This is a genomic window from Pullulanibacillus pueri (genome assembly GCF_014639255.1).
Taxonomy (GTDB): domain Bacteria; phylum Bacillota; class Bacilli; order Bacillales; family Sporolactobacillaceae; genus Pullulanibacillus; species Pullulanibacillus pueri.
This window is the reverse complement of the sequence record NZ_BMFV01000008.1, coordinates 101,394-123,382: the sequence shown is the minus strand read 5'-3', so window position 1 is coordinate 123,382 and position 21,989 is coordinate 101,394. Positions and strand designations below refer to the sequence as shown.

Here is a 21,989-nt window from a genome sequence, read left to right as displayed (position 1 = left end):
AGAAGTTATATTAAGTACGTTTTTAAGCCTTAAGGCACTATCCAATCTTATCTTTCTTTCGCAATCGTTTTCGCAATTTCAGCAAGGCTCATATCGCTACTGACCGTATAAGTACCAAGCTGGATGTATTTTTCAAGTCCGTTTTTAACGATGTAATGGACGAGGTCGTCTGCTTGTCCTTTTTTAATGATGTGTTCGGATTCGAGTTGGTCGGCAATATCTGTTGACGTCATGCCTGACTTAATATGAATTTTAACTTTCGTCGGTTTTGTTTCACTCGCGTCTTTGTCATCTGTTTTTGACTTTTCATCGCTTTTGGCTGTGCTTTGATCTTTTTGATCTGTTGACTTTTCATCAGATGCCTTGCTGTCTTGTTTTGAATCTTTTTCAGTTTCAGCCTTTTGCCATGCGTTAAAAGTCTTTTGGTCGACAGCAATTTGTCCTTTTTTAGCCAAATAGTCTTCAACTGCACTATCTGAAAGTGTTTTGCTTGTCGCCTTTTTTGCTTGACCTGTATCTGATAACATAAAATAATAGAAAAAGGCGATCACAGCACAAGTGATAATCATTCCAGCGGCAAAAGCGCGCATGCCATTTTTGGTCACAATGTGAGCCTCCTTCTATTCCTTGTCTTCGATCATCATTTCTTCTTCAAGGACACGAACTTTTTTCTTCACTTTATAAAGTTCTTGCATCATTGTGATGGATGTCCCTTCAATTTGGTCCTCAAGTTGTTTAATGCTGTCCTGTTTAAAAAAGGAGAGGACAAGTACAATTAAACCGATGATGACCAAAACGAGTAAAATGTATCCCATATCGATCCTCCTACTTTTTGACTCCTCTTCATTACTTATAACATATCTTTAGGGGAGATAAAAAGAGTTTTGTAGAAAAAGAAAGGAAACTGTAATCTTTTTTCGACAATTCTCTTCATAAATTTCCTATAAAAGAAAATAATGCATGAAGATGTAAAAATGGAGGAGAAGTGTTATGAAAAATCATTTGCTTGATTTGACGACATTTGTTATCATATTATAGTATGTAGAATTGATGAGAGAAGTGGAGGGATAGTCCATGCGCGTACAAGTGATTCTTGAATGTACTGAAACGGGTGACCGTAATTACATTACGAGCAAAAATAAACGTACCAATCCTGAACGCATTGAAGTGAAAAAATATTCCCCGCGTTTGCGGAGAATGACTTTGCATAAGGAAACGAAGTAAGTTGAAAGGGTCGTACAAGCCAAGTTAAAAGGGCGGGACGACCTTTTTCTTTTGTTTTTTTACTTTTTCCAAAGGTGGATGGACATGGATAAGAAAACAGAAATCCGTGAGGAAATGAAGCAATTTTTAAAGAACGTCAATAAACAAAGAGAGTACATAAAAGTCAAACAAATTCATGAGAGCCTCTTTCGGCATGTCAGTTGGCAATCTGCTTCGAGAGTTGCGGTTACTGTTTCTGGTGAAATTGAGATAGAGACACGAACGATTATTCAGCGTGCTTGGGAAGAGGGGAAAACTGTAGCGGTTCCTAAATGTTTGCCAAAAACCAAACGGCTTGATTTTAGAGGATTGCAGAGTTTTCAGCAGTTAGAAACCGTTTTTTATGGATTAAAGGAACCGAAGATTGAAGAAACCTCTTCAATTGAAAGGGCGAGCTTGGATCTTGTGATTGTGCCTGGCTTAGCTTTTGATAGACAAGGCTATCGTATTGGGTTTGGTGGTGGCTATTATGATCGCTTTTTGCAAGGGGTCCAAGCGACGAAGCTAGCGCTGGCTTATGATGAACAAATTTATGACGTGCTTCCCCATGAGTCCCACGATATTCCAGTGGATGTCATTGTGACCCCGACAAAGGTGATGAAATGTTAACTTTCATTCTCGCCATGCTATGTTTACTGGTGGTTGCTGGACTGGCGGTAAGTAAAAGATGGCTCACAGTTTGGGCTGCTATTGGCATGGTGATTATGGGCTTTTTCATCCAGTGTGCGTTTGCTGTTCAAGGACTATTAGTTATTTTCGTTTTTTTTATATCCAGTAACCTTATTAGTTTGATTAATAAACGTGCGGGAAAAAAGAAAACATCATCCGAGCAGCGTACGCTTTATCAAGTGCTTGCTAATGGAGGGGTGCCTTTGTTAGCCGCTTTAGGCGGGTGCTTGTGGCCCCATCCTCTTTGGATAGCGATATATGTAGTTTCAGTGGCAGAAGCGACTGCTGATACTTGGGCCTCAGAGATCGGTTCGATTAGAGGAGGGACGCCCTATCATCTTATATTAAGAAGACCAGTCCCTAAAGGCCTTTCGGGTGCTATGACTTGGACGGGCTCCATTGCTGCTTTAATAGGGAGCAGCTTGATCGCCTTGTTGAGTAGTCTCATGTTTTATTCTGACCAAGGGTTAACACTGATTCTCGTTTCTTTTATTTGCTTGAGTGTGCTCGGCTGGCTAGGTCAATTTATTGACACTTTATTAGGCGGACTCCTTCAAGCGCGTTATCAATGTGCTGTTTGCCATACGCTCACCGATGCTAAAGACCATTGTGAACGGGTATCTATAAAGGTTGCCGGTGTTTCTTGGATGACTAATAATTTGGTTAATGGCCTATCGAGTCTCTTGGCGGGTTGTATGGGAAGTTTGTTTTTCTTTATCAATCTTGGATAAAACGTCGTCCTTCTCCACATATTAAGTAAAAATGAGCGTGGAGGTTTTATCATGAAGGGGTTCATCCTAAGGTATCTTGTCTTGATGGTTATTGGTGTATTTCTATATAAGAATCGCTATAAATTAATGAATATTTTAGTGAGTATTGAAGCCATTCGGGGTCTCTTTAAATTATTTGATGGCGATGCCCTTGCTGATGGCTGTCGTTTTATTAAGCAGCAATGGAATAAATCACGCCAAACAGAAGGATGATTTTAGATGTTTTGTTTTAATAAAGCGATCTTCCCATCTGCAGTCTTAATAACGATAAGAAATTGATCTGCTTTATGACGATATAAAATTAATGGCATCGAACTGTGCAGAGGACTGACTGTTTTCTGGTGTGACAGCTGAATCCCTTGAATATACCCTTTATACAATCCTTCCCATAGTTGGCTTACCGCTCTATGGGTTGTTTTTATGCTGAGACCCGGTAAGGCATTTGTATCAAATACATGGAGATAGCTCAATGGAAAGCTATAATAGTCCTGAGAATCAAAATGATACTTCTTTTCTGCCTGGGTAATGATGTCATGCCATTCCTGTTGTTGTGATTGATCAAAGGTCTCGTTCCATTGCTTTTCAGTAGGCTCAACGGGAATGTGATAACTATCCAATTCATCCGAGGCCTTTTTTGTTACATAAAGATGAGCATAGCTCATCTTATCTTTACTATTAATTTTTTGATCAGCATGATGAATTTCAGCATGATGTATACTAATGGTTTCAAAATGACTGGCTTGATGAATAGTTAGGCTTTGCGTGTGATGAAGCGTATCTGTATTTTGTTTCCACTTTGAATATAGTTGAATTAAATGACCGTTTTCAAATAATAATGAAAGATCTTCTCGGAGATAAGTGGATTGATTGGTTTGAGAAGAGATTTGCCATTTCAACGCATATCCTGATGGTTTTCTTTCTAAAGAGAGTAAGGTTTCTGTGTGCTTGAAGTAACTATGTGAGTCTTCAGGAAAGTAGGTTAGGCTTTCTTCAGCTTCTTGGTAATGGTTTAAGAAATAAATAAAGATGGCGACAAAAAGTGAGAGAAGGACTAACCAACTCCAGAACGAGAAGGATCTTAAGGATTGCGGAGTGTTTTGATTTGCTTGAGTCTGTTGGTTCAAATTCTTTTGTTTTTGTTTCATCACTCATTCTCCTAAGCTCTCAGGGTTTTGTCCCATTTTATGCATAAATGGGTTCAAGTTATGCGGCTTTCTCTATTCCTCGTTCATAAGATGCCAAAATTTTTATTTTAAAAGTAAGATTGAATGGACAGAACGTGTGACTTTTGGGAAAATAAAAATAGTAGAAAAAGAGTTTAATTAAGATAAACGTATTTCAGTGAAGGATGGGGAGATTGTGATGGAAAAGAATCAATGGACAGTGGGCGTCGATCTAGGCGGTACAAGTATTAAAATGGCCTTTATTAATGACGAAGGTCGCATCATAGATAAATGGGAAATACCCACCGATCTATCAGAGAAAGGGCGCTTTATCACGCGAGATATCGCCAAAAGTATAGAAGAAAAGCTGGAGCAAAAAGGTGAAACAAAAGACAAGCTAGTGGGATTAGGGATGGGTGCACCTGGTTTCATTAATTTTGAAAACGGGTCCATTTTTGAAGCGGTCAATATTGGATGGAAAAATTACCCTCTACAAGAGAAGATGGAAGAAGCGATCGGGTTGCCAGTTGCTGTGGATAACGATGCTAATCTAGCGGCCTTAGGCGAAATGTGGAAGGGCGCTGGTGAAGGGGCAAAAGACCTTCTTTGCATTACTTTAGGAACGGGTGTCGGTGGAGGTGTGATCTCCAATGGCGCCATAATACATGGTATTGGGGGAATGGCAGGGGAAATTGGTCACATTACTTCCATCACGGACGGGGGCTATACTTGCAATTGTGGAAGGAAAGGGTGTTTAGAAACCGTCGCTTCTGCAACGGGGATTAGGCGTTTAGCTATTGAAGGGCTTGAAAAGCATACTGAGAGTGAGCTTTATACTGTTTTCCAAAAGCAACAGGATTTAACAACAAAAGATGTTTTTGATGCTGCAAGAAATCAAGACGCTTATGCTTTATCCATTGTGGATCATGTCACTTATCATCTTGGCTTAGCGCTCTCGAATGTAGCAATTCTATTGAACTTTCAAAAATTGGTCATTGGCGGCGGTGTTTCTATGGCTGGAGAGACTTTATTGGAACCATTAGACCGACACATAAAAGCACTGACCCTTCCAGGTGTTTATCAGGGCTTAGAAATTGTGAGAGCTACTCTTGGCAACGATGCCGGCGTTATTGGCTGTGCTTGGCTTATCAACAAAAAACTTAATCGTCTATAGTTTTCTCTACATCCCACATATTTTCTGCCGACTTCTTCATAGAATGAAGTAAGCAGGTGAATGGCTAGGGAGGGAAGAAAGCGTGAAGGTAACCGTACGCGAAGGCGATACTTTATTATATTTTAGTCAAGTATTTGATGTCCCTTTGCCTTTGGTCATCGCAAGTAATCCAAAGGTTGATCCGGAACGGCTTGAAGTCGGACAAAAACTGTCCATTCCGGGTTACGTGAAACAGACAGTGACCATCAAGAAAGGCGATACCTTTTGGAGTATTGCCACAGAACGACAAATTCCGCTGGATGCCCTTATTCTAATGAACCCGGAAACAGATCCACATAACTTAAAAATAGGGGAAGCGGTCTATGTTCCTATTCGTATTACAAGGCCGATCATTAAAACCAATCAACCTTATGATTATGCCATGATGCTCAAAGACATCAATCGCTTACAAGCGGTGTACCCCTTTATTACTCAGGAATCTATTGGGAGATCCGTGTTAGGAAAATCCATTCCTGAAGTCACCGTTGGTCATGGGCCAAAGAAGTTACATGTGAATGGTTCTTTTCATGCCCGTGAATGGATCACGACACCCGTCACAATGTTATTTTTAAATGAATATCTTCTTGCGTTGACGAATCGCCGGACAATGAGAGGGTTAAGTGTGGCGCCATTTTATGAAGAAACCACATTGTCCATTGTCCCGATGGTCAACCCAGATGGTGTTGATTTAGCCATTCATGGTTTAGAGGCAGCTGGTAACCAAAGGGAATCTGTGTTAAATATTAATAAAGGAAGCTCTGATTTTTCTAAATGGAAAGCGAATATTAAAGGCGTTGACCTTAATAATCAAATTCCAGCAGGCTGGGAAATCGAGGCGGAACGAAAAGAGAGAGAACCCTCACCTGAAAATTATCCGGGCCCGTCACCTTTAAGTGAACCCGAGTCAAAGGCAATGGTAGAACTTGCTCGTGAAAAACAATTTGATCGGATCATTGCCCTTCATACACAAGGTGAGGAGATCTATTGGGGCTATGAGGGAAGAGAGCCAGTGGAATCTGAAGCTATAGCCAAGGAGTTTGCCAGAGTGAGTGGATATGCTCCAGTCCGTAATTTAGATAGTCACGCAGGCTATAAAGATTGGTTTATTGACCAATGGCAGCGACCAGGGTTTACAGTCGAATTAGGACGTGGTGAACATCCCCTTCCTTTAGAGCAATTTAATGAAATATATCAGAAAACCTTGGGAATTTTTTTAGCTAATTTTTATATGTAAAGCGGAGGAGGGGGGACCCTTCTCTTTTTCTTTTTAAGTTAAAAATATGGACATCTCTCCGATTGTGACAAACTGGTAACAAATTATGAAAACGCTTACTATTTTATATAAAACCTGCTATACTAATAAAAAAGAAAATTGAGAGGATGTGAACCACTTGGACTATTGCTTTATGCGTACAGATACAGGATATGACGTCATGATTATTGCAGTAAAGAATAAAGAAGGTATCTATAGGGTCTACAAAGTGGAACAAAATCAGACAGAAGGCATCCATCTCTTTAATGAAAGCGATCCCAAAAAACTTCGTCCACGTATTCGTGCCTGGTGTCGGGAGCATCTCCCAGATGAGATGGAAATGATGCGTTTTTCTGTAAAAAATGGACGCGATGATTGCATCAAGATTAAGCACTATTTAACCGATCAACATATTCCTTTTGAATTAAAACATCATACGTTCTTTATACGGAGAAGAGAATATTCAAATGTCAAAGAAAAAATCCATCAATTAGCGGAAATTATAGATGAATAAGTCCACAAGGAGCATTCTAAAAAGAATAGCTCCTTTTTTGTAATAAAGAATTGATGAGTTGAATTTTTTGGGGTATTGATAGAGCGTAGGGTGTTGATTTCCGCTCCAATCCACTTGGTGCTGACGGTGCCTTTTGGTATTAAAAACTTTTTCATTGCTTTAATAGGACCGGACTTTGCTCGCTTTTTCTAATGCCTAAAGCACAAAAAGACAGGTTGATGTCATCAACCTGCCACAGAAACACCGCCACCATGCATGATATCAATAATTGTGTAAAGGGCAAACCATCCTAAGACAATACAGCAAATGAAAGCATAGCCGGCGCCGAAGAAATTTCTTCTCTTCGCTTCACGGATAATTGCAAGAAGGCATAATAGTGCAATTAACAAGAAAATAATCCCTACAACCATTTAGCTTCAACCTCCTTTTGTCTTTTATAACCGTTATGTATACACTTTCATTCTACCCTGTTGCTGAAGATTTGTCGAGGGATAAAACGTATTTGCAATGGGAGGTAGACTTTACCCTATAGGATATACTTAGTAAAATAAGTTCATACATAAATATTATTATGGGAGGCTACGAGAATGAAATGGACCCAGATGCCCTTGGGAGCGATTCAAACCAATGCCTATATTCTTGAGAATGACAATAAAGAGGCACTTATTATTGATCCTGGTGCAGAGGCTGAGAAGGTGATGACGTTTATTAAGGATCATGCTCTCAAGCCACTTGCTATTTTATTAACTCATGCTCACTTTGACCATATCGGTGCATTAGAAGCCATTAGAAACACGTTACATCTTCCTGTATATCTACATGCTCATGAGCAAGAGTGGCTTTCTGACCCAGAAAAGAATGGTTCCACTTTGTTTCCTATGGTGGAGGCCTGTCGATGTCAGCCGGCTGAGCATGTATTGACGGAGGAACAAAACCTACAGATTGGCAATTTTAATTGTCGGGTTTTAGAAACCCCTGGACACTCTCCAGGCAGTGTCGCATATTATTTTGACGATGATGCCGTTGTTTTTTCAGGAGACGCTTTGTTTTACGGGAGCATTGGCCGAACAGACCTATATGGAGGCGATCAGGACGTTCTTATACAGAGTATTAATGATAAATTATTTTCATTACCATCCCACACGGTTGTCGCCCCAGGTCATGGCATGGAAACAACGATAGGCTATGAGAAACAAACCAATCCTTTTCTCGTCTAATGCTAGTAAACGTTGAACGGAATTGCCTTCTTCTTCATACGATAGTGTGACGATGTATGGAGGGGAGACTTGAATTGAAGTGAACGATAAAAAATATTTAGACTTCTTGGCCAAGTTAGGGATATCTAGTGCCCATCCAGGTGGCCTTCCTTTAACTAAAACCGTTTTAGATTTTGTACAATTAAAGTCAGGAGAACGTATTTTAGATGTCGGTTGTGGAACAGGAGAAACCTCAGTTTATCTGGCAAAACATTATGCAAGTGATGTTGTTGCTGTCGATAATCACCCGTTAATGATCGCCCGGGCAAAAGAAAGAATTCAGAAGGAAGCAGCGGACGTAGAACTTTTACAAGCAAATGTAGAACATCTTCCATTAAAGAATGATGCCTTTGATAAAGTCCTGGCAGAATCGGTCACAGTATTTACTAATATTGAGAAAACATTGCGGGAATATCATCGTGTATTGAGAGCCGAGGGGATACTTATTGATATTGAAATGACATCTGAACGCCAGCTGACCCCTGAGGAAGAACATGAGATTAAACAGGTGTACGGAATTCACCATGTCCTGACTGAACAACAATGGGAAACGGCGATGAAACAAGCGGGCTTTAAACAGGTGAAGATATATAATGGTCTGGATTTTCTTAAATATAACATGGAGATGCCAAGTGCACCCTCTATTGATTTATCACAATCAATGGATGCAGAAGCCTTTGGTGTGTGGTTAAGTCATATAAAAATCATGGATAAGTATCACGAATTGAATTATCGCATTTATATTGCTCATGCATAAAAATACCGCCAGGAAGAAATCACCCTGGCGGTATTTTTTTCATTGGGTGCTGCTAGCAGTGTCCATCATGAAAGCAGACCAGTATGTAAAGAGGACAAAGAATAAAGTTAAGTAGGCACCGAAAATATAAATGTACATACGCTCAGATAAGTTCAAGAAGCTTACAGCGACGAAAAGCACAGTATTGGCGAAGAAAATGAAAGCCATTGGTAATAAGCCACCGGCAAGAGCCATAACTGCAAAGGCACAAGTGAAAAATGCCATTACTCGATACATATTTGACATAAGCAAAATCCCTCCTGACGCATTCCATATACAGTGATTATAAACAATGGTGTATTAAATGTAAATATTTCAAAAAAACAAATGTAAACCCTTTAATTATTATACCCTGACAAGAATAAAAATAGCCAGTCAAAACCGAAAAAGCTTTCAAGGTTTTTTGAAAAATAAGAGAGTATAAGCCATCGAAGCAATAAAGAGATCGGTAGAAAAACTTATTTCATGGATAAGGACTTGGCGTAAGCTAAGATTTTTCTTGCAAAATTCAATGAATAGGAATTTTTTGTCTCAATTGTGTTTATAAACTATAAGAATAGGGGAACAATTTGAATAAAGGAAGAAAACGTAAGGAGAGTTGACAGATGTCACAGATGGTATTTTACACCTATCCAAGTTGTACCTCATGTCGGAAAACGAAGGCTTGGTTGAAACAGAATCAAATCAGTTACGAAGAACGCCATATTTTTAAAGAGACACCTGATATTGATGAATTAATGAATATTATTAAACTGACCAATGATGGATTGAAAGAAATTTTGGCGACAAGAAGTGAAACGTTTAAGAGTCTTGAGGTCGATATTAATGATCTAAAGGTGAGTGAAGTTTTACAATTACTCCATGATAAGCCAAAGTTGTTGAGACGCCCCATACTTACAGATGGTGAAAACTTAATCGTCGGTTTTAATCCCAATCGTTTGCAAATGTTAAATGATCAAAAAAGGATTTCTTCAAAACATGTCTCTTAAGGTGAAAAAATGAGGTGGAACGTGAAAAGCGACGAGTTCACGTTCCATTTTATTAAGGCACTTTAAAAATAAAATTTAAAAAAATCAAATAAAAAGAAGGGATAGAGAGAAAGATGTCGAATGACTAAAGTGTGAGTTAAAATTAATATGGAAAGTAGGTGTTTCATTGAATGAAGTAGAGGCCAAAAGTGAGGACATTCTACAAACTGCCTATGAGATGAATGCCTCAGATATCCACTTCGTCCCACGCAAAGGGGACATCCTCATCGAACTCCGTGTCAATCATCATCTTTTTGAGTTAGACCTTCTCCCCACAGATTTTGCTGAACGTATGATTTCCCATTTTAAATTTCGTGCAGGTATGGATATAGGTGACAGACGTCGGCCACAGGATGGCGCATTAAATACGCTTATTCATAATGAACCTGTCAACCTTCGTTTATCTACCTTACCGACGAAATATAACGAAAGTCTTGTCATTCGCTTACTGCCCCAAGCGATGGACACCCAAGTCTCCGATCTTTCTATCTTTTCTGAGTCTACTGCCCAACTCATGCGTTTTCTTAATGTAGAGCACGGATTATTGCTGTTTTCAGGCCCAACCGGCTCTGGAAAGTCTTCTACGATGTATGCCCTTTTGACTGCTGCCAAACGTCGATTTAATGCAAGGATTGTAACATTGGAAGATCCGGTTGAAAAACAAACGGAAAATTTTCTCCAGATGGAGGTTAATGAAAAGGCTAACCTCACCTATGATACAGGGTTTAAAGCGATCTTACGGCATGACCCCGACATCATTATGGTTGGAGAAATTCGGGATAGCGAAACGGCTAAAATTGCGATTCGTGCCAGTTTAACCGGTCATCTTGTCTTTTCTACCATTCATGCTTCAGACTCTGTTCGCACCCTTCAACGTCTCATGGAGCTCGGGATCAGTCGTTTTGATCTCAAAGAAACACTCGTGGGTGTCGTGGCCCAACGGCTCATTAATATACAGTGCCCGCGTTGTGGAAGCTTCTGCAAGAAGGACTGCCCTCATTTTAAAACCTTTAAAAAGCGCCAGACCGCCATATTTGAAATTCTTACGGGATTGCCTCTTCGTGATTTATTGAAAACAAGTGAGATCAAGACAATGCGACCGTATAAACGCTTGGAGGATTACTATCGTCAAGCAGCCTCATTAGGTTACTTGCCCCAAGATAATGCCCTAAATTATGGAGAGCATAAAGATGTTTTTCCGTAAGTGGAAGCAGAAGGATCAGGCTCAGTTTTTAACCCACGTTGGACTAAGTTTAGAAAAAGGCTATACACTCTCAGCGGCCATCCACTTGCAAGCTTACCAACAAACCGAAATCACTCAGCGGTCCATTGATAACATCCTCAGACAACTTTCTCGTGGAACCCCGCTTGCAGATGTTCTTTATGATCATGAGTTTTCAAAAGATATATGTAGTTATCTTTATTTTGCCGAAAAGCGGGGCGATCTAGCTGAAGGTTTTCAAGAGAGTGGCCGTCTATTGCATTTTCGTGTTAAACAAAAGAAGACCTTAGATAGACTCCTTCGTTATCCGCTTTTTCTCCTCTGGGTTTTTGGTGTTATGTTTTATATCGCCATCAACCATCTTCTGCCCAGCTTTCAACAAATTTACGCCTCCATGGCACTCCCACAACCTCGTTTTATAAAATATCTCCTTGTTTTCAGTGGACATTTTTTAAGTATCTTAATCTTCCTTGCTCTCTTTGTGGGCTGTATCGTCAGCCTCTTCCTCTTTCTTAAAAAAGTGATTTCTACCGAGAAAAAAATAGCTTTATTACTATGGATACCGGTAGTTTCAAGTTATGCCAAATTATATCTCACTTATTTATTTTCCCTTCATCTGGGGGGGTTACTGAAAATAGGGATGTCTGTTAATGAGGCGCTTGTGATGATGGCTGAACAACATTACCAACCTTTTTTTCAAAATGAAGCCGTCATGATGAGAGCGACATTAAATCAAGGCTTAACGCTCGGTGAAGTTATAAAGCAACGCTCTTTTTATTTACAGGAATTAGCGGTTGTGATTTCCAATGGGAATGCCTATGGACGCTTGGGAGCTATGTTATCGGATTATAGTTCGGTTGTCTTAAAGAGTATGGAACAAAAAATTAAACATTCAATGGCCGTCATTCAACCTCTCTTTTTTGTCCTATTTGGCGGACTGATTATCCTTCTGTTTTTAGCCATCATGTTACCCATTTTTCATATGATTGATGGCATTTAAAGTAATAAAAAAATGAAATTGAGAGGAGTAAGGATAAGTGAAAATTGTTAAAAAGGAGAATGGGTTTACTTTGATTGAAATGATGATAGTTTTGGCTATAATTTCCATATTGCTATTGATTGTTATCCCTAGCATGACGAAGAGCCATGAAGTTGCGGCCAGTAAAACCTGCGAAGCGACCATGAATCTCTTACAGAGCCAAGTTGCTGCTTACCAAGCGGATACCGGTGAACTGCCGGCAGATTTAGAAACACTTAAGACTGATGGTTACGTGGAGAATATTACTTGTCCAAGTGATGAGACATTAGTCTTAGATGCTGACGGTCAAGTGGTTCTAGGTGAAAATTGAGGCAGTTCCATAACGATAGGCAATGGCGTCAACAAAAGGAGAAGTCTTCAGGTTACACTTTGATTGAAGTCATGTTGGTCCTCTCGGTTATGTTCATGGTGCTTCCCCTTGTTTTCCTAAAATCAGCCACTCTCCATGAACATCAAGGGTTAAAAAGCTTTGAATTACAGATCCAGAATCTTGTTTATTTAGCACAGTTTACTGCCATAGCAGAGGAGAGGAAGGTGGTCCTCCATTTTAATAAAAGTGACCGTGTGGTGACGGTTCAGACGGATATATTTCATGAGATCTATCGGTTACCTATTCCACCAGGCGTTGATATTAACGAGAATACCCACAGCTTAACCATTCAATTTAATTACAAAGGTTCTGTGGATCAAGCGGGGTCAATCATCTTTCAGTCGGCTCATTACGCTTATAAATTGACATTTTTAATAGGACAAGGAAGATTTTATGTGGAAGCGATATGAAAAAGGTTTTACACTCTTGGAAACATTAATTGCTCTTGTTGTCATTACGGTTTGCTCCAGTTTTTTAATTCCGATTTACATGCATACCCTTCAAGAAAGACAGGCCATTGTACAAGAGGAAGAAGCTTTATCCGTATTAAATAATGCTCTTAACCATTGGATAAGCGATCCTTCAAAACATCCCTCGATTGTGAAGCAATCGGGGATGTCCTTTCATTTGAACTGGGATATTCGGGGGGATGACGGGAAAGTATGCGTGATGTGGCAAAGTCAAATAAAGAGGGGGAGGGAGCTATGTGGGGAGGGAATACACTGAAGAACTCGCAAACTGGCTTTACCTTATTATCCGTTATGATTGCGCTGGCTGTGCTCTGTTTCTTAGTCATTTTACTTGCCTCCATCGCAACGGTTACCTTTCGTCAATCTGCCAATGATGAAGTGGGTAGAAAGGATATTTGGCTTTTCTTTCATCAAACCGAAATGGAGCTTGTCGGCGCTACACATATAGAATGTATTTCAAACAGGTTAAACTTTCGAAAGGATAATCAGGAAATCACGCTCCAAATGAGAGGTCAATATCTTCAAAGAAAGGTGAATGCGACTGGGAATGAAGTGGTAATTAAAGCGCTAAATCGCTTTAGCTGTCAAAAAGAACCCGCGCTCGTTTCTATTGAAGTTGTCGATTTGAAAGGAAAGATGTATCGTTGGACGGTCTTAAACATGATAGAATAATGAAGAAAGAAAGTGTTATTAAAGAAGCAGGATTTATATTGCCTGTCACCTTAATCATGGTGTTCTTTTTTTCAGCCTTTATCTTATACGATATCTCTCAGCTCACACTAGATCGGAAAATAGTTGAAGAACGAACACTCTTTGTCAAAGAAGAGGAATTAAAGAAAATGGCAGCGCGGGATATCGTGAAACGATTACGCAAAGATCCAATGTTAATAACTACGGATGATCTGAACTATACAGTAGGAACGATTCATTATCAGGTGGTAGACGGAGATGAAGACGAGAAAAAGATAGAGGTCACTCTACTTGTTCCTCCTGAGCACCAAGCAACATTTCAATTTTCTTACAATATTGATAAGGACAAAATTATAAAGTGGGTGGATTAAATGGAAACTTTATTCATCATTGGATTTATGGGCGCCGGGAAGACAACGGTAGGTCGTGAATTAGGACAGCGTTTATCAATGAATGTTGTCGATACAGATGAGATGATTGAGAAGGCCTGTAAAAAATCGATTAGTTCTATTTTTAAAGAAGAAGGAGAGGCGGCTTTTCGTCAGTATGAGCAAAGAGTCCTGCAAACCCTTGCTTGGCCAAGTACGATCGTAACCACAGGGGGTGGCATTATTATTACTGAGGCGAATCGCAAGTTTATGAAGAATAACGGGATTGTGATTTTTCTTCATTCTGATCCTCAAGTTGTTTTGGAAAGAACGGCAGAGGATACTACCCGACCATTATTGAATGAAGACAGAGAACGACAGGTGACTTTATTGCTTAATCAGCGTCTTCCCCTTTATTTAGAAGCTGACTACACAGTAAATACCTCATTTAAATCGGTGGATACCATTGTCGATGAAATCACGGGCTTCTTGACTAGAGATAGCAGATTTTGGGTAAAATAATCATGGTGATGTCTTTTGAATTCGAATGATTATGTCAAATATTTAACAGAACAATTTGTGCAATATATGAATCGGCCTCGAGATGAACGCAAAACACAGCGTGAGGAACGAAAAGATATGAGAGGGCCTGTGCATTATCACCTCTTTGGCCTTTTACCTTATGCCTGTTCCCATTACATCAGTAATATCAAAAGAATGTTTAACCGAAGACATTAAAAGCGTAAAAAATCTGTCCCGCAGTTTACAGAGGGGCGGGTTTTTTAGTTTAGACGGATAAGCTTATGCGTCATTAGAGTGGGAGGTGTTGGTTCTGGGGCAATCAATTTGTCCATCTTCCAGAGCAGGTTAGTATTAAAACGCTTTCGATGGCTTAATAAGGTCTGGGTGCAATGGATGTATCATGCTCTGTTAGGTAAGCGTTAGTCTTATTGCTTCATAGAAATAGTCTCAAACAGCATGAAACCGAGTGGTTTTCACTCGGTCATTTTGAGGTTGAGTATAATGCCCATTAAGCAATGGAGTGGTTCCCTAGGTAAAATAATCCCCCATTAATAATGTTAATTTTTACATTAGGTTCGTATTGCTCCTGGAGGGCTTGTTTTTCTTTTTCAAAGGTTTCTAAAAGCTCCTCTTCGCCGGCGTAATCCTCATAAAATTGTGTTAAGAGACTTAAATCCGATTCCCATCTTTTTCTTGCCTCTTCGGCCCAAGTGTGATCATCCTCTGAAATAATGGATTCAATCACACGTTCAAGCCGGGTCAAGCCGCTCATTGGTTTGATCATGGGCGATAAGGTATAGCAGTAATCAGGAATTTTGGGTGTTAGGGCCATGTTTTCCAGACTTTCTTGGAATGATTTGACGACCATGCCACTAACAAGATTTAAGCCTAACGATAGAATAAAATCACGCTTCCAGTCTGAACAATAGCTAATTTTAGCATTAAGACCTAGCCAAGGATAGAGGGCGGTTTGTCCGGTTTGACCCTTTTGGACCTCATACAGACGGATAGAAGGAGAAAGTTCCCGCGCTGAGGCGAAAATTTGGTGCAGGCGGGGGGAACCAAAATGAACAAATTCCCCTTCCTCTTCGTTAGGATTTGTTTTTAAAATTAACGTCTGAGTCTCGGGTGTTTGCCCAATTTTTTCAACATAGTGCCAATAGAAGGGCCGGTTCATTAGTAATTTATCCAACTCAATCGTGAGCTTTACCTTTAAAAAGCCAGGTCTAGCCTCTAAGATATCACAGCCACTGGCTTTGAAATAATGGAATAAATACTCATGTATCGCTTCCTGTTTCACGGAGTTCATCCCCTTCCTCAGAGCCCATACCTTCAGCCTGAATAACACTCGCTAAGTTATCCATCTTAATGCGAATCTCTCCTTCCGATTCGGAATGCGTAAAGATATCAGCAATTTCTTTATCAATATCCTTTAGGTCTAATCGAGTAAGAATTTCATCGAGTTCCCCGATGACGTTTTCAAAGAGATTAATTTTGTCGTAAAGCAAATGTAAAATATGTTCTTCAATAGTATCCTTGGTCGCAAAGTTGTAAATATGGACATCGTGTTCTTGACCAAGGCGATGGATACGACCAATCCGCTGCTCAATACGCATGGGATTCCAAGGGAGATCGTAATTGATCACATGGTGACAGAATTGCAGGTTGATCCCTTCTCCACCCGCCTCGGTTGCAATGAGAACCTGAGCATTGTTTTGAAAGAGCGTCCGCATCCAGTCTTTCTTACTTCTTTTAAAGCCACCTCTAAAAGGAACGGAGGTAATCCCCTTTTGTTTGAGGAACCATTGCAAATAAAGCTGTGTGGCGCGGTATTCAGTAAAAATAATCACTTTATCATTAATCGATTGGATCAGTTCTAAAGCTTTTTCGGCCTTTGAATTCGTCGTAACGGCTTGGATATTTTCAACGATGGGCGCAAGGGTTTCATGGAATACTGAATTTTGGTTGGCCTCAAGCATCTTTTTTATCGTCATATAGAGCGCTTCCCGACTCGAACAGGTTTCCCTTTGGAGAGTGAGAAGGGAGAAGCCTTGGATAAAGTCTGTATCTTTCAAACGAGAGAGTGAGTCGTACAATTGCCGCTCCTCAGGGGTCAAAGGAATTTCAATAGACTGAACATGTCGTTTTGGCCAATCCATCTCTGTTTCACTTCGACGATTTCGGACCATGACCCGATTGACGAGCTCACGCAGCTTTTCTTCATTTTTGACTTTGTTTTTTCCAGAACGGTAGTCTTCAAAGAAAGACTCTGCATCTCCAAGATAGCCAGGTTTAAGCAAGGTAACGAGATAATAAAGCTCGCTCAAACGATTCTGAATAGGGGTTGCGGTGAGTAAGAGACAAAACTTCTTTTTCAGCTTTTGAGCAAATTGATAGTTTTTGGTTTTATGATTTTTAAGCTTGTGGGCTTCATCAATAATGATGAGGTCATAATTTTGTTCTAAAATAATATCTGCATGAGGGCTTCTCTTAGCAGTATCGATGGAAGAAATCACAACATCACATTGCTCCCAGACATAGGATTTTCTCTGGGGTACCGCAGGGATATAGAATTTCTCGTTTAATTCCTTTGCCCATTGTAGGACGAGAGAGGCCGGCACTAAGATTAGAATTTTTTTGGCTAATCCTCTAATCATATACTCCTTCATGATGAGACCAGCTTCAATGGTTTTACCTAGTCCCACTTCATCAGCGAGTATTGCCTTACCATGCATCTGTTCTATGACTCTTTCTGCTGTTTCTCTTTGATGAGGCAAGAGCTGTAATTCAGGCAAATGATCAGGTGCGACTAAACCTCTAAAATGAGGGACGGACAATTGTTTCTCAGATTCGTATGCGAGGCGATATAATTCCCAGTCTGCCCAAGGTCCATCCTGTTCAATATTCTTTATAAAGGGCTCATACCAAGAACGATCAAATGTGATCTTAGGTAATTGTGTCATCGAGATCCTCCCATTCTCATCTTAAACAAATATTCTATTGCGCAACGGCTAAGTGTAATGATAGGATAATGATAGTTAGTATTCACGAATACTTTAAAGCTTATAACAAAAAAATATATGTGGGCGAATGATGACAAGGGGAGAGATCGTTTCTAAAACGACGCCGAAGGAGCAAGCCAAAAACGTGTGAATCTCTCAGGCAAAAAGACTCTTGTTAGACGCACCTCTGGAGAGTGCTCTAGTAGCTACCGACGAGGCCCGACATCATAGGTAAACCATGATGCTTGGAGTAAACTTTCCGGTTAAAAGGACAGAGGAACATACGTAGTATGTTTCCTACTGTCTTTTTTTGTGTCTTTTTTTGTCGAAATAGGAAAGGGAGGGATTGGATGGGTGATTTAAAGCAATCGCCGCTGGCAGAAGTGTATAAAAAATCAGGGGCCAAGACCATCGATTTTGGAGGTTGGGACCTGCCGGTGCAGTTTTCCAGCATTAAAGAAGAGCATCAAGCGGTTAGGGAGCGTGTTGGACTCTTTGATGTTTCACATATGGGAGAAATCGAAGTAAAGGGAAGCGAAGCTGAAAATTTTCTTCAATATCTCATGACTAATGACGTTTCCAAATTACAGGTGGGTGGCGCACAATATTCAGCGATGTGTTATGAAAATGGCGGTACCGTTGATGACCTTATTATTTACAAAAAAGAGTCTGAAGATTTTTTACTTGTCGTGAATGCTTCAAATACGGATAAGGACTTTGAGTGGATCTTGTCCCATGTGCCAGAAGGGGTTACGGTCAGAAATAGTTCAAATGACATTGCTCAAATTGCCATTCAAGGTCCATTAGCTGAAAAAGTACTTCAGAAGCTTGTGAAGATTGATTTAAGCTCTTTAGGTGCTTTCAAATTTGTGGATGCTGTCAATGTCGGTGGCATACAAAGTCTTGTTTCAAGAACAGGTTATACAGGAGAAGATGGGTTTGAGATTTATTGTCCATGGGGAGAGGCTGTGAACCTATGGCACGCTCTTCTTGACGCAGGGGAAGAGGAAGGGATTCTTCCATGTGGGTTAGGGGCTCGTGATACTTTACGCTTTGAAGCCAAACATGCTTTATATGGTCAAGAGCTAACGCCGGAGATTTCGCCTCTTGAAGCAGGCATTGGTTTTGCCGTTAAAGTCGATAAACCTAGTGATTTTATTGGAAAATCGGTTTTGAAGGCGCAAAAAGAAAATGGGATTCCTCGCAAACTTGTTGGTCTTGAAATGATTGATAAAGGGATCCCGCGCGCCCATTATGACGTTTATTTGGAAGAAGTAAAGATTGGTGAAGTGACGACAGGGACACAGTCGCCAACACTCAAGAAAAATCTAGGGTTAGCATTGATCGATAAAAGTCACTCCGCTTTAGGAACCGAAGTGGACGTTGATATTCGTGGAAAACGCCGTAAAGCTATAATCGTCAAAGCACCTTTTTATAAACGATAGGGGGATGAACATGTCAAAGTTTAGGTATCTGCCTGTAACAGAACAGGATCGCAAAGAAATGCTTGAAGTCATCGGTGTCGATTCCGTGGATGATTTATTTTCCGATGTTCCGGCGTCCGTACGTTTTAGAGGGAATTTGGATGCAGAGGAATCATTAGCTGAGGGGGATCTCTACCGTTTTATGTCTCAGTTGGCAGCAAAGAATATCAATACGAAGGAAACGCCTTCCTTCTTAGGCGCGGGTGTCTATGACCACTACATTCCTTCAATTGTGAATCATGTGATTTCTAGATCTGAATTTTATACTGCGTATACGCCTTATCAACCTGAAATTTCACAAGGGGAACTTCAAGCGATATTTGAATTCCAATCGATGATTTGTGAGTTAACCGGAATGGATGTCGCCAACTCTTCGATGTACGATGGTCCAACCGCTTTAGCGGAAGCCGCACTGATGAGTGCTGGAACGACGAGAAAGCGTAAGATCGTTGTTTCTGAAGCTGTGCATCCTGAAGCACGTGCGGTCATTGATAGTTATGCTCGTGGCCAGCGTCTTGAAGTGGTGGAAATTCCTGTGGTTGAAGGTGTTACGGATCTTGATGCCCTTAATAAGGAAGTTGATGATGAGACGGCTTCCGTTATCGTGCAATACCCAAACTTTTTTGGTCATGTTGAACCACTTAAAGAACTTGAGCAATTAACACACTCAAGCAAAAAAGCGATGTTTATCGTATCCAGTAATCCTCTATCTTTGGGTTTATTAACGCCTCCTGGGGCCATGGGTGCTGATATCGTTGTCGGTGATTGCCAGCCGCTTGGCATTTCCGCTTCTTTTGGCGGTCCTCATTGTGGTTACTTTGCCACCACAAAGAAAAATATGCGTAAAGTGCCTGGACGTTTAGTTGGGCAAACGGTTGATGAAGAGGGACAGAGAGGCTTTGTGCTTACGCTGCAAGCTCGTGAACAACATATTCGTCGAGATAAGGCAACCTCAAACATCTGCTCGAACCAAGCATTAAATGCGCTTGCCTCTTCTGTGGCAATGACAGCACTAGGAAAGGAAGGCGTTAAAGAGATAGCCTATCAGAATCTCCAAAAGGCTCATTATGCCGTAACCTTGTTAAAAGAAAAGGGCTTTGAAGTATGGGACAGCAAGCCCTATTTTAACGAATTTGTGGTTAATTGTGGTCAGCCGGTAGCAGAGGTCAATCGTGAATTGCTGAAGAAAGGCTTTATTGGGGGATTTGACTTAGGCAGAGTGTCAGATCTTTATAAAAACCATATGCTTGTTGCAGTTACGGAACAACGGAGTGCAAAAGACATACAAGATTTTGTTAGTGCATTAGGAGGCGTTCTTCATGACTAAAAGCGATCAACCATTAATCTTTGAGTATAGTAAATCTGGACGCATCGGGTATAGTTTACCTGATCTTGATGTGCCAGAGGTTAAGGTTTCAGACGTTCTTCCTCAGGATTATATTCGTGAGGAAGATGCGGAGCTTCCTGAAGTTTCAGAGCTGCAAATTATCCGGCATTATACGGCGTTATCCAAACGTAATCATGGGGTGGATTCTGGCTTTTATCCACTCGGGTCTTGTACGATGAAATATAATCCTAAGATTAACGAGGATATCGCGCGTTTAAATGGATTTGCTCATATTCATCCGTATCAGAGTGAAGAGACCGTCCAAGGTGCTTTGGAATTAATGTACCGACTTCAGGGAAATTTAGCGGCCATCACAGGAATGGACGAAGTGACGCTTCAACCAGCAGCAGGTGCCCATGGGGAATGGACGGGGCTCATGATTATACGCGCCTATCATGAAGCGAATGGAGATTTTAATAGAACGAAAGTCATTGTGCCAGATTCGGCTCATGGTACGAACCCAGCATCAGCGACAGTGGCGGGATTTGAAGCGGTGACCGTCAAATCAAATGATAAAGGTCTTGTTGATCTCGAAGATTTAAAACGTGTTGTCGGTGAAGATACCGCTGCTTTAATGCTCACGAATCCGAATACATTAGGTTTCTTTGAAGAGGAAATTGAAGAACTGGCCGCTATTGTTCATGAAGCAGGGGGCAAGCTTTATTACGATGGAGCGAATACCAATGCAATTATGGGGATTGCGCGTCCGGGTGACATGGGATTTGATGTGGTTCACTTAAATCTTCATAAAACTTTCACAGGCCCTCATGGTGGCGGTGGTCCGGGTTCAGGTCCTGTGGGTGTTAAAAAAGAACTCGCGACATATTTGCCGAAGCCTCAAGTCGTGAAAACAGAAGAGGGTTATCGTTTTGACGAGGATAGACCTGAATCAATAGGTAGAGTGAAGCCTTATTATGGAAATTTCGGTATCAACGTGAGAGCTTATACTTATATTCGCACAATGGGACCGGAGGGGCTTGCACAAGTGTCAAAGGATGCGGTGCTGAATGCTAATTATCTCTTCCGTCGGCTTGCCCCTTATTATGAGGTACCTTTTGACCATCATTGTAAGCATGAGTTTATTATTTCTGGTAAGCGTCAGAAGAAACTTGGCGTTCGGACACTTGATATTGCGAAACGCCTGCTTGATTTTGATTTTCATCCACCAACGATCTACTTCCCATTGATTGTAGATGAAGCGATGATGATTGAGCCGACTGAAACCGAATCAAAGGAAACTTTAGATGCCTTTGCAGACACGATGATTCAAATTGCTAAAGAAGCAGAGGAAACCCCGGAAGTCGTTCAAGAGGCACCCCACCATACGGTCATCAGCCGTCTCGATGAAACACTCGCTGCGCGCCAACCAGTGTTAAAATACGAAAAACCAACACCTGTTAAACAATAGATTTTATAAGAAAAAGCTTGGGGACACTACCCAAGCTTTTTCTTATGGATAAAATCAATTTCTTCAATAAATTTTCTTAATCCTTCATGTTCCCCTTAAGTTT

The 21,989-nt window shown here is 40.6% G+C and carries 29 protein-coding genes and 1 riboswitch; of the genes, 22 read left to right on the top strand and 7 right to left on the bottom strand.

Translation table 11 applies throughout. The annotated features are described in order from the left end of the window. Nucleotides 1-47: 47 nt before the first annotated feature. Nucleotides 48-605, bottom strand: coding sequence for an MltG/YceG/YrrL family protein (locus IEV91_RS07460; RefSeq protein ID WP_188496795.1), 558 nt, complete (start codon nt 603-605; stop codon nt 48-50). Between the two features lie 15 nt (nt 606-620). After that, nucleotides 621-815, bottom strand: a complete 195-nt coding sequence (locus tag IEV91_RS07455; protein ID WP_188496794.1) for a hypothetical protein — start codon at nt 813-815, stop codon at nt 621-623. 259 nt (nt 816-1,074) lie between these two features. Here IEV91_RS07455 and rpmG point away from each other — a divergent pair, with 259 nt between their 5' ends. From rpmG to yqgO, 4 genes are all read left to right on the top strand, one after another. Further along, nucleotides 1,075-1,224: a 50S ribosomal protein L33 gene (gene rpmG / locus IEV91_RS07450; protein WP_188496793.1), complete on the top strand. Its 150-nt coding sequence runs from the start codon at nt 1,075-1,077 to the stop codon at nt 1,222-1,224. Nucleotides 1,225-1,308: 84 nt separating this feature from the next. Then, a complete protein-coding gene (locus IEV91_RS07445) occupies nt 1,309-1,872 on the top strand; it encodes a 5-formyltetrahydrofolate cyclo-ligase (protein WP_188496792.1) in 564 nt (187 codons plus the stop codon). Continuing rightward, nucleotides 1,866-2,663, top strand: a complete 798-nt coding sequence (locus IEV91_RS07440; protein ID WP_188496791.1) for a DUF92 domain-containing protein — start codon at nt 1,866-1,868, stop codon at nt 2,661-2,663. Before IEV91_RS07445 ends, IEV91_RS07440 begins: the two co-directional genes overlap by 7 nt. Before the next feature lie 51 nt (nt 2,664-2,714). Further along, nucleotides 2,715-2,915, top strand: coding sequence for a protein YqgO (gene yqgO, locus IEV91_RS07435; RefSeq protein WP_188496790.1), 201 nt, complete (start codon nt 2,715-2,717; stop codon nt 2,913-2,915). A gap of 2 nt (nt 2,916-2,917) precedes the next feature. On the opposite strand, the gene IEV91_RS07430 is transcribed toward yqgO, so the two are convergent. Then, nucleotides 2,918-3,847 (bottom strand): hypothetical protein, encoded by a 930-nt coding sequence (locus IEV91_RS07430; RefSeq protein WP_188496789.1) that lies wholly within the window; start codon nt 3,845-3,847, stop codon nt 2,918-2,920. 217 nt (nt 3,848-4,064) lie between these two features. Here IEV91_RS07430 and IEV91_RS07425 point away from each other — a divergent pair, with 217 nt between their 5' ends. The 3 genes from IEV91_RS07425 to IEV91_RS07415 all read left to right on the top strand — a co-directional run bounded on the left by IEV91_RS07425 (nt 4,065) and on the right by IEV91_RS07415 (nt 6,844). Continuing rightward, nucleotides 4,065-5,039, top strand: coding sequence for an ROK family glucokinase (locus IEV91_RS07425; protein WP_188496788.1), 975 nt, complete (start codon nt 4,065-4,067; stop codon nt 5,037-5,039). 82 nt (nt 5,040-5,121) lie between these two features. Beyond that, nucleotides 5,122-6,312 carry a M14 family metallopeptidase gene (locus IEV91_RS07420; RefSeq protein WP_188496787.1) on the top strand — a complete coding sequence of 397 codons (1,191 nt, stop codon included), beginning with the start codon at nt 5,122-5,124 and terminating at the stop codon, nt 6,310-6,312. Between the two features lie 172 nt (nt 6,313-6,484). Continuing rightward, the gene (locus IEV91_RS07415) at nt 6,485-6,844 is read left to right on the top strand and encodes a hypothetical protein (RefSeq protein WP_188496786.1); all 360 of its coding nucleotides are present in this window, start codon (nt 6,485-6,487) and stop codon (nt 6,842-6,844) included. Nucleotides 6,845-7,068: 224 nt separating this feature from the next. On the opposite strand, the gene IEV91_RS07410 is transcribed toward IEV91_RS07415, so the two are convergent. Beyond that, nucleotides 7,069-7,254, bottom strand: a complete 186-nt coding sequence (locus IEV91_RS07410) for a DUF2759 family protein (protein WP_188496785.1) — start codon at nt 7,252-7,254, stop codon at nt 7,069-7,071. A gap of 177 nt (nt 7,255-7,431) precedes the next feature. Here IEV91_RS07410 and IEV91_RS07405 point away from each other — a divergent pair, with 177 nt between their 5' ends. After that, nucleotides 7,432-8,061, top strand: coding sequence for an MBL fold metallo-hydrolase (locus IEV91_RS07405; protein WP_188496784.1), 630 nt, complete (start codon nt 7,432-7,434; stop codon nt 8,059-8,061). A 79-nt stretch (nt 8,062-8,140) separates the two neighbouring features. Continuing rightward, on the top strand, nt 8,141-8,857 hold the full coding sequence (locus IEV91_RS07400; RefSeq protein WP_188496783.1) for a class I SAM-dependent methyltransferase: 717 nt from the start codon (nt 8,141-8,143) through the stop codon (nt 8,855-8,857). Between the two features lie 39 nt (nt 8,858-8,896). Here the strand turns inward: IEV91_RS07400 and IEV91_RS07395 are convergent, their stop codons facing one another. Continuing rightward, nucleotides 8,897-9,142, bottom strand: a complete 246-nt coding sequence (locus IEV91_RS07395; protein WP_188496782.1) for a DUF2626 family protein — start codon at nt 9,140-9,142, stop codon at nt 8,897-8,899. A 359-nt stretch (nt 9,143-9,501) separates the two neighbouring features. On the opposite strand from IEV91_RS07395, the gene IEV91_RS07390 reads away from it, so the two are divergent. From IEV91_RS07390 to IEV91_RS07345, 10 genes are all read left to right on the top strand, one after another. Next, nucleotides 9,502-9,885 (top strand): Spx/MgsR family RNA polymerase-binding regulatory protein, encoded by a 384-nt coding sequence (locus tag IEV91_RS07390; protein ID WP_188496781.1) that lies wholly within the window; start codon nt 9,502-9,504, stop codon nt 9,883-9,885. A gap of 166 nt (nt 9,886-10,051) precedes the next feature. Further along, the gene (comGA, locus tag IEV91_RS07385) at nt 10,052-11,128 is read left to right on the top strand and encodes a competence type IV pilus ATPase ComGA (RefSeq protein WP_229745458.1); all 1,077 of its coding nucleotides are present in this window, start codon (nt 10,052-10,054) and stop codon (nt 11,126-11,128) included. After that, entirely contained in the window at nt 11,115-12,146 is a 1,032-nt protein-coding gene (gene comGB, locus IEV91_RS07380; RefSeq protein ID WP_188496780.1) for a competence type IV pilus assembly protein ComGB, read from the top strand. The genes comGA and comGB overlap by 14 nt, the downstream gene beginning before the upstream one ends. Before the next feature lie 37 nt (nt 12,147-12,183). Beyond that, the gene (gene comGC, locus IEV91_RS07375) at nt 12,184-12,495 is read left to right on the top strand and encodes a competence type IV pilus major pilin ComGC (RefSeq protein ID WP_188496779.1); all 312 of its coding nucleotides are present in this window, start codon (nt 12,184-12,186) and stop codon (nt 12,493-12,495) included. Further along, nucleotides 12,492-12,965, top strand: a complete 474-nt coding sequence (gene comGD / locus IEV91_RS07370; RefSeq protein WP_188496778.1) for a competence type IV pilus minor pilin ComGD — start codon at nt 12,492-12,494, stop codon at nt 12,963-12,965. The genes comGC and comGD overlap by 4 nt, the downstream gene beginning before the upstream one ends. Beyond that, complete coding sequence (gene comGE, locus IEV91_RS07365; RefSeq protein WP_188496777.1) at nt 12,949-13,281, top strand: competence type IV pilus minor pilin ComGE; 333 nt, start codon at nt 12,949-12,951, stop codon at nt 13,279-13,281. Before comGD ends, comGE begins: the two co-directional genes overlap by 17 nt. After that, nucleotides 13,260-13,697 (top strand): ComGF family competence protein, encoded by a 438-nt coding sequence (locus IEV91_RS07360; RefSeq protein ID WP_188496813.1) that lies wholly within the window; start codon nt 13,260-13,262, stop codon nt 13,695-13,697. Before comGE ends, IEV91_RS07360 begins: the two co-directional genes overlap by 22 nt. Then, nucleotides 13,697-14,086 (top strand): competence type IV pilus minor pilin ComGG, encoded by a 390-nt coding sequence (gene comGG, locus IEV91_RS07355; protein ID WP_188496776.1) that lies wholly within the window; start codon nt 13,697-13,699, stop codon nt 14,084-14,086. Before IEV91_RS07360 ends, comGG begins: the two co-directional genes overlap by 1 nt. Next, the gene (locus IEV91_RS07350; protein WP_188496775.1) at nt 14,087-14,605 is read left to right on the top strand and encodes a shikimate kinase; all 519 of its coding nucleotides are present in this window, start codon (nt 14,087-14,089) and stop codon (nt 14,603-14,605) included. It abuts the gene before it with no gap. A 15-nt stretch (nt 14,606-14,620) separates the two neighbouring features. After that, nucleotides 14,621-14,821 carry a YqzE family protein gene (locus tag IEV91_RS07345; protein WP_188496774.1) on the top strand — a complete coding sequence of 67 codons (201 nt, stop codon included), beginning with the start codon at nt 14,621-14,623 and terminating at the stop codon, nt 14,819-14,821. Nucleotides 14,822-15,113: 292 nt separating this feature from the next. On the opposite strand, the gene IEV91_RS07340 is transcribed toward IEV91_RS07345, so the two are convergent. Next, nucleotides 15,114-15,905, bottom strand: coding sequence for a YqhG family protein (locus IEV91_RS07340; RefSeq protein ID WP_188496773.1), 792 nt, complete (start codon nt 15,903-15,905; stop codon nt 15,114-15,116). Beyond that, nucleotides 15,883-17,568: a DEAD/DEAH box helicase gene (locus IEV91_RS07335; RefSeq protein ID WP_188496772.1), complete on the bottom strand. Its 1,686-nt coding sequence runs from the start codon at nt 17,566-17,568 to the stop codon at nt 15,883-15,885. The genes IEV91_RS07340 and IEV91_RS07335 overlap by 23 nt, the downstream gene beginning before the upstream one ends. A gap of 127 nt (nt 17,569-17,695) precedes the next feature. After that, nucleotides 17,696-17,789, top strand: a riboswitch (glycine riboswitch). Nucleotides 17,790-17,957: 168 nt separating this feature from the next. Here IEV91_RS07335 and gcvT point away from each other — a divergent pair. The 3 genes from gcvT to gcvPB are packed head-to-tail and all read left to right on the top strand — an operon-like array spanning nt 17,958 to nt 21,886. Beyond that, on the top strand, nt 17,958-19,052 hold the full coding sequence (gcvT, locus tag IEV91_RS07330; RefSeq protein WP_188496771.1) for a glycine cleavage system aminomethyltransferase GcvT: 1,095 nt from the start codon (nt 17,958-17,960) through the stop codon (nt 19,050-19,052). 10 nt (nt 19,053-19,062) lie between these two features. Then, nucleotides 19,063-20,418 carry an aminomethyl-transferring glycine dehydrogenase subunit GcvPA gene (gene gcvPA, locus IEV91_RS07325; RefSeq protein WP_229745457.1) on the top strand — a complete coding sequence of 452 codons (1,356 nt, stop codon included), beginning with the start codon at nt 19,063-19,065 and terminating at the stop codon, nt 20,416-20,418. Then, on the top strand, nt 20,411-21,886 hold the full coding sequence (gene gcvPB / locus IEV91_RS07320) for an aminomethyl-transferring glycine dehydrogenase subunit GcvPB (protein ID WP_188496769.1): 1,476 nt from the start codon (nt 20,411-20,413) through the stop codon (nt 21,884-21,886). Before gcvPA ends, gcvPB begins: the two co-directional genes overlap by 8 nt. Nucleotides 21,887-21,989: the final 103 nt, after the last annotated feature.

Bases quoted from the DNA above. Each gene is read 5' to 3' on its own strand.
- gcvT (WP_188496771.1), top strand. From the start codon at position 17,958: ATGGGTGATTTAAAGCAATCGCCGCTGGCAGAAGTGTATAAAAAATCA.
- IEV91_RS07440 (WP_188496791.1), top strand. From the start codon at position 1,866: ATGTTAACTTTCATTCTCGCCATGCTATGTTTACTGGTGGTTGCTGGA.
- IEV91_RS07405 (WP_188496784.1), top strand. From the start codon at position 7,432: ATGAAATGGACCCAGATGCCCTTGGGAGCGATTCAAACCAATGCCTAT.
- IEV91_RS07445 (WP_188496792.1), top strand. From the start codon at position 1,309: ATGGATAAGAAAACAGAAATCCGTGAGGAAATGAAGCAATTTTTAAAG.
- IEV91_RS07455 (WP_188496794.1), bottom strand. From the start codon at position 815: ATGGGATACATTTTACTCGTTTTGGTCATCATCGGTTTAATTGTACTT.
- gcvPA (WP_229745457.1), top strand. From the start codon at position 19,063: ATGTCAAAGTTTAGGTATCTGCCTGTAACAGAACAGGATCGCAAAGAA.
- IEV91_RS07360 (WP_188496813.1), top strand. From the start codon at position 13,260: ATGTGGGGAGGGAATACACTGAAGAACTCGCAAACTGGCTTTACCTTA.
- IEV91_RS07335 (WP_188496772.1), bottom strand. From the start codon at position 17,568: ATGACACAATTACCTAAGATCACATTTGATCGTTCTTGGTATGAGCCC.
- comGG (WP_188496776.1), top strand. From the start codon at position 13,697: ATGAAGAAAGAAAGTGTTATTAAAGAAGCAGGATTTATATTGCCTGTC.
- IEV91_RS07415 (WP_188496786.1), top strand. From the start codon at position 6,485: ATGCGTACAGATACAGGATATGACGTCATGATTATTGCAGTAAAGAAT.
- yqgO (WP_188496790.1), top strand. From the start codon at position 2,715: ATGAAGGGGTTCATCCTAAGGTATCTTGTCTTGATGGTTATTGGTGTA.
- IEV91_RS07395 (WP_188496782.1), bottom strand. From the start codon at position 9,142: ATGTCAAATATGTATCGAGTAATGGCATTTTTCACTTGTGCCTTTGCA.
- comGE (WP_188496777.1), top strand. From the start codon at position 12,949: ATGTGGAAGCGATATGAAAAAGGTTTTACACTCTTGGAAACATTAATT.
- IEV91_RS07390 (WP_188496781.1), top strand. From the start codon at position 9,502: ATGTCACAGATGGTATTTTACACCTATCCAAGTTGTACCTCATGTCGG.
- comGB (WP_188496780.1), top strand. From the start codon at position 11,115: ATGTTTTTCCGTAAGTGGAAGCAGAAGGATCAGGCTCAGTTTTTAACC.
- IEV91_RS07430 (WP_188496789.1), bottom strand. From the start codon at position 3,847: ATGAAACAAAAACAAAAGAATTTGAACCAACAGACTCAAGCAAATCAA.
- IEV91_RS07410 (WP_188496785.1), bottom strand. From the start codon at position 7,254: ATGGTTGTAGGGATTATTTTCTTGTTAATTGCACTATTATGCCTTCTT.
- IEV91_RS07425 (WP_188496788.1), top strand. From the start codon at position 4,065: ATGGAAAAGAATCAATGGACAGTGGGCGTCGATCTAGGCGGTACAAGT.
- rpmG (WP_188496793.1), top strand. From the start codon at position 1,075: ATGCGCGTACAAGTGATTCTTGAATGTACTGAAACGGGTGACCGTAAT.
- gcvPB (WP_188496769.1), top strand. From the start codon at position 20,411: ATGACTAAAAGCGATCAACCATTAATCTTTGAGTATAGTAAATCTGGA.
- IEV91_RS07350 (WP_188496775.1), top strand. From the start codon at position 14,087: ATGGAAACTTTATTCATCATTGGATTTATGGGCGCCGGGAAGACAACG.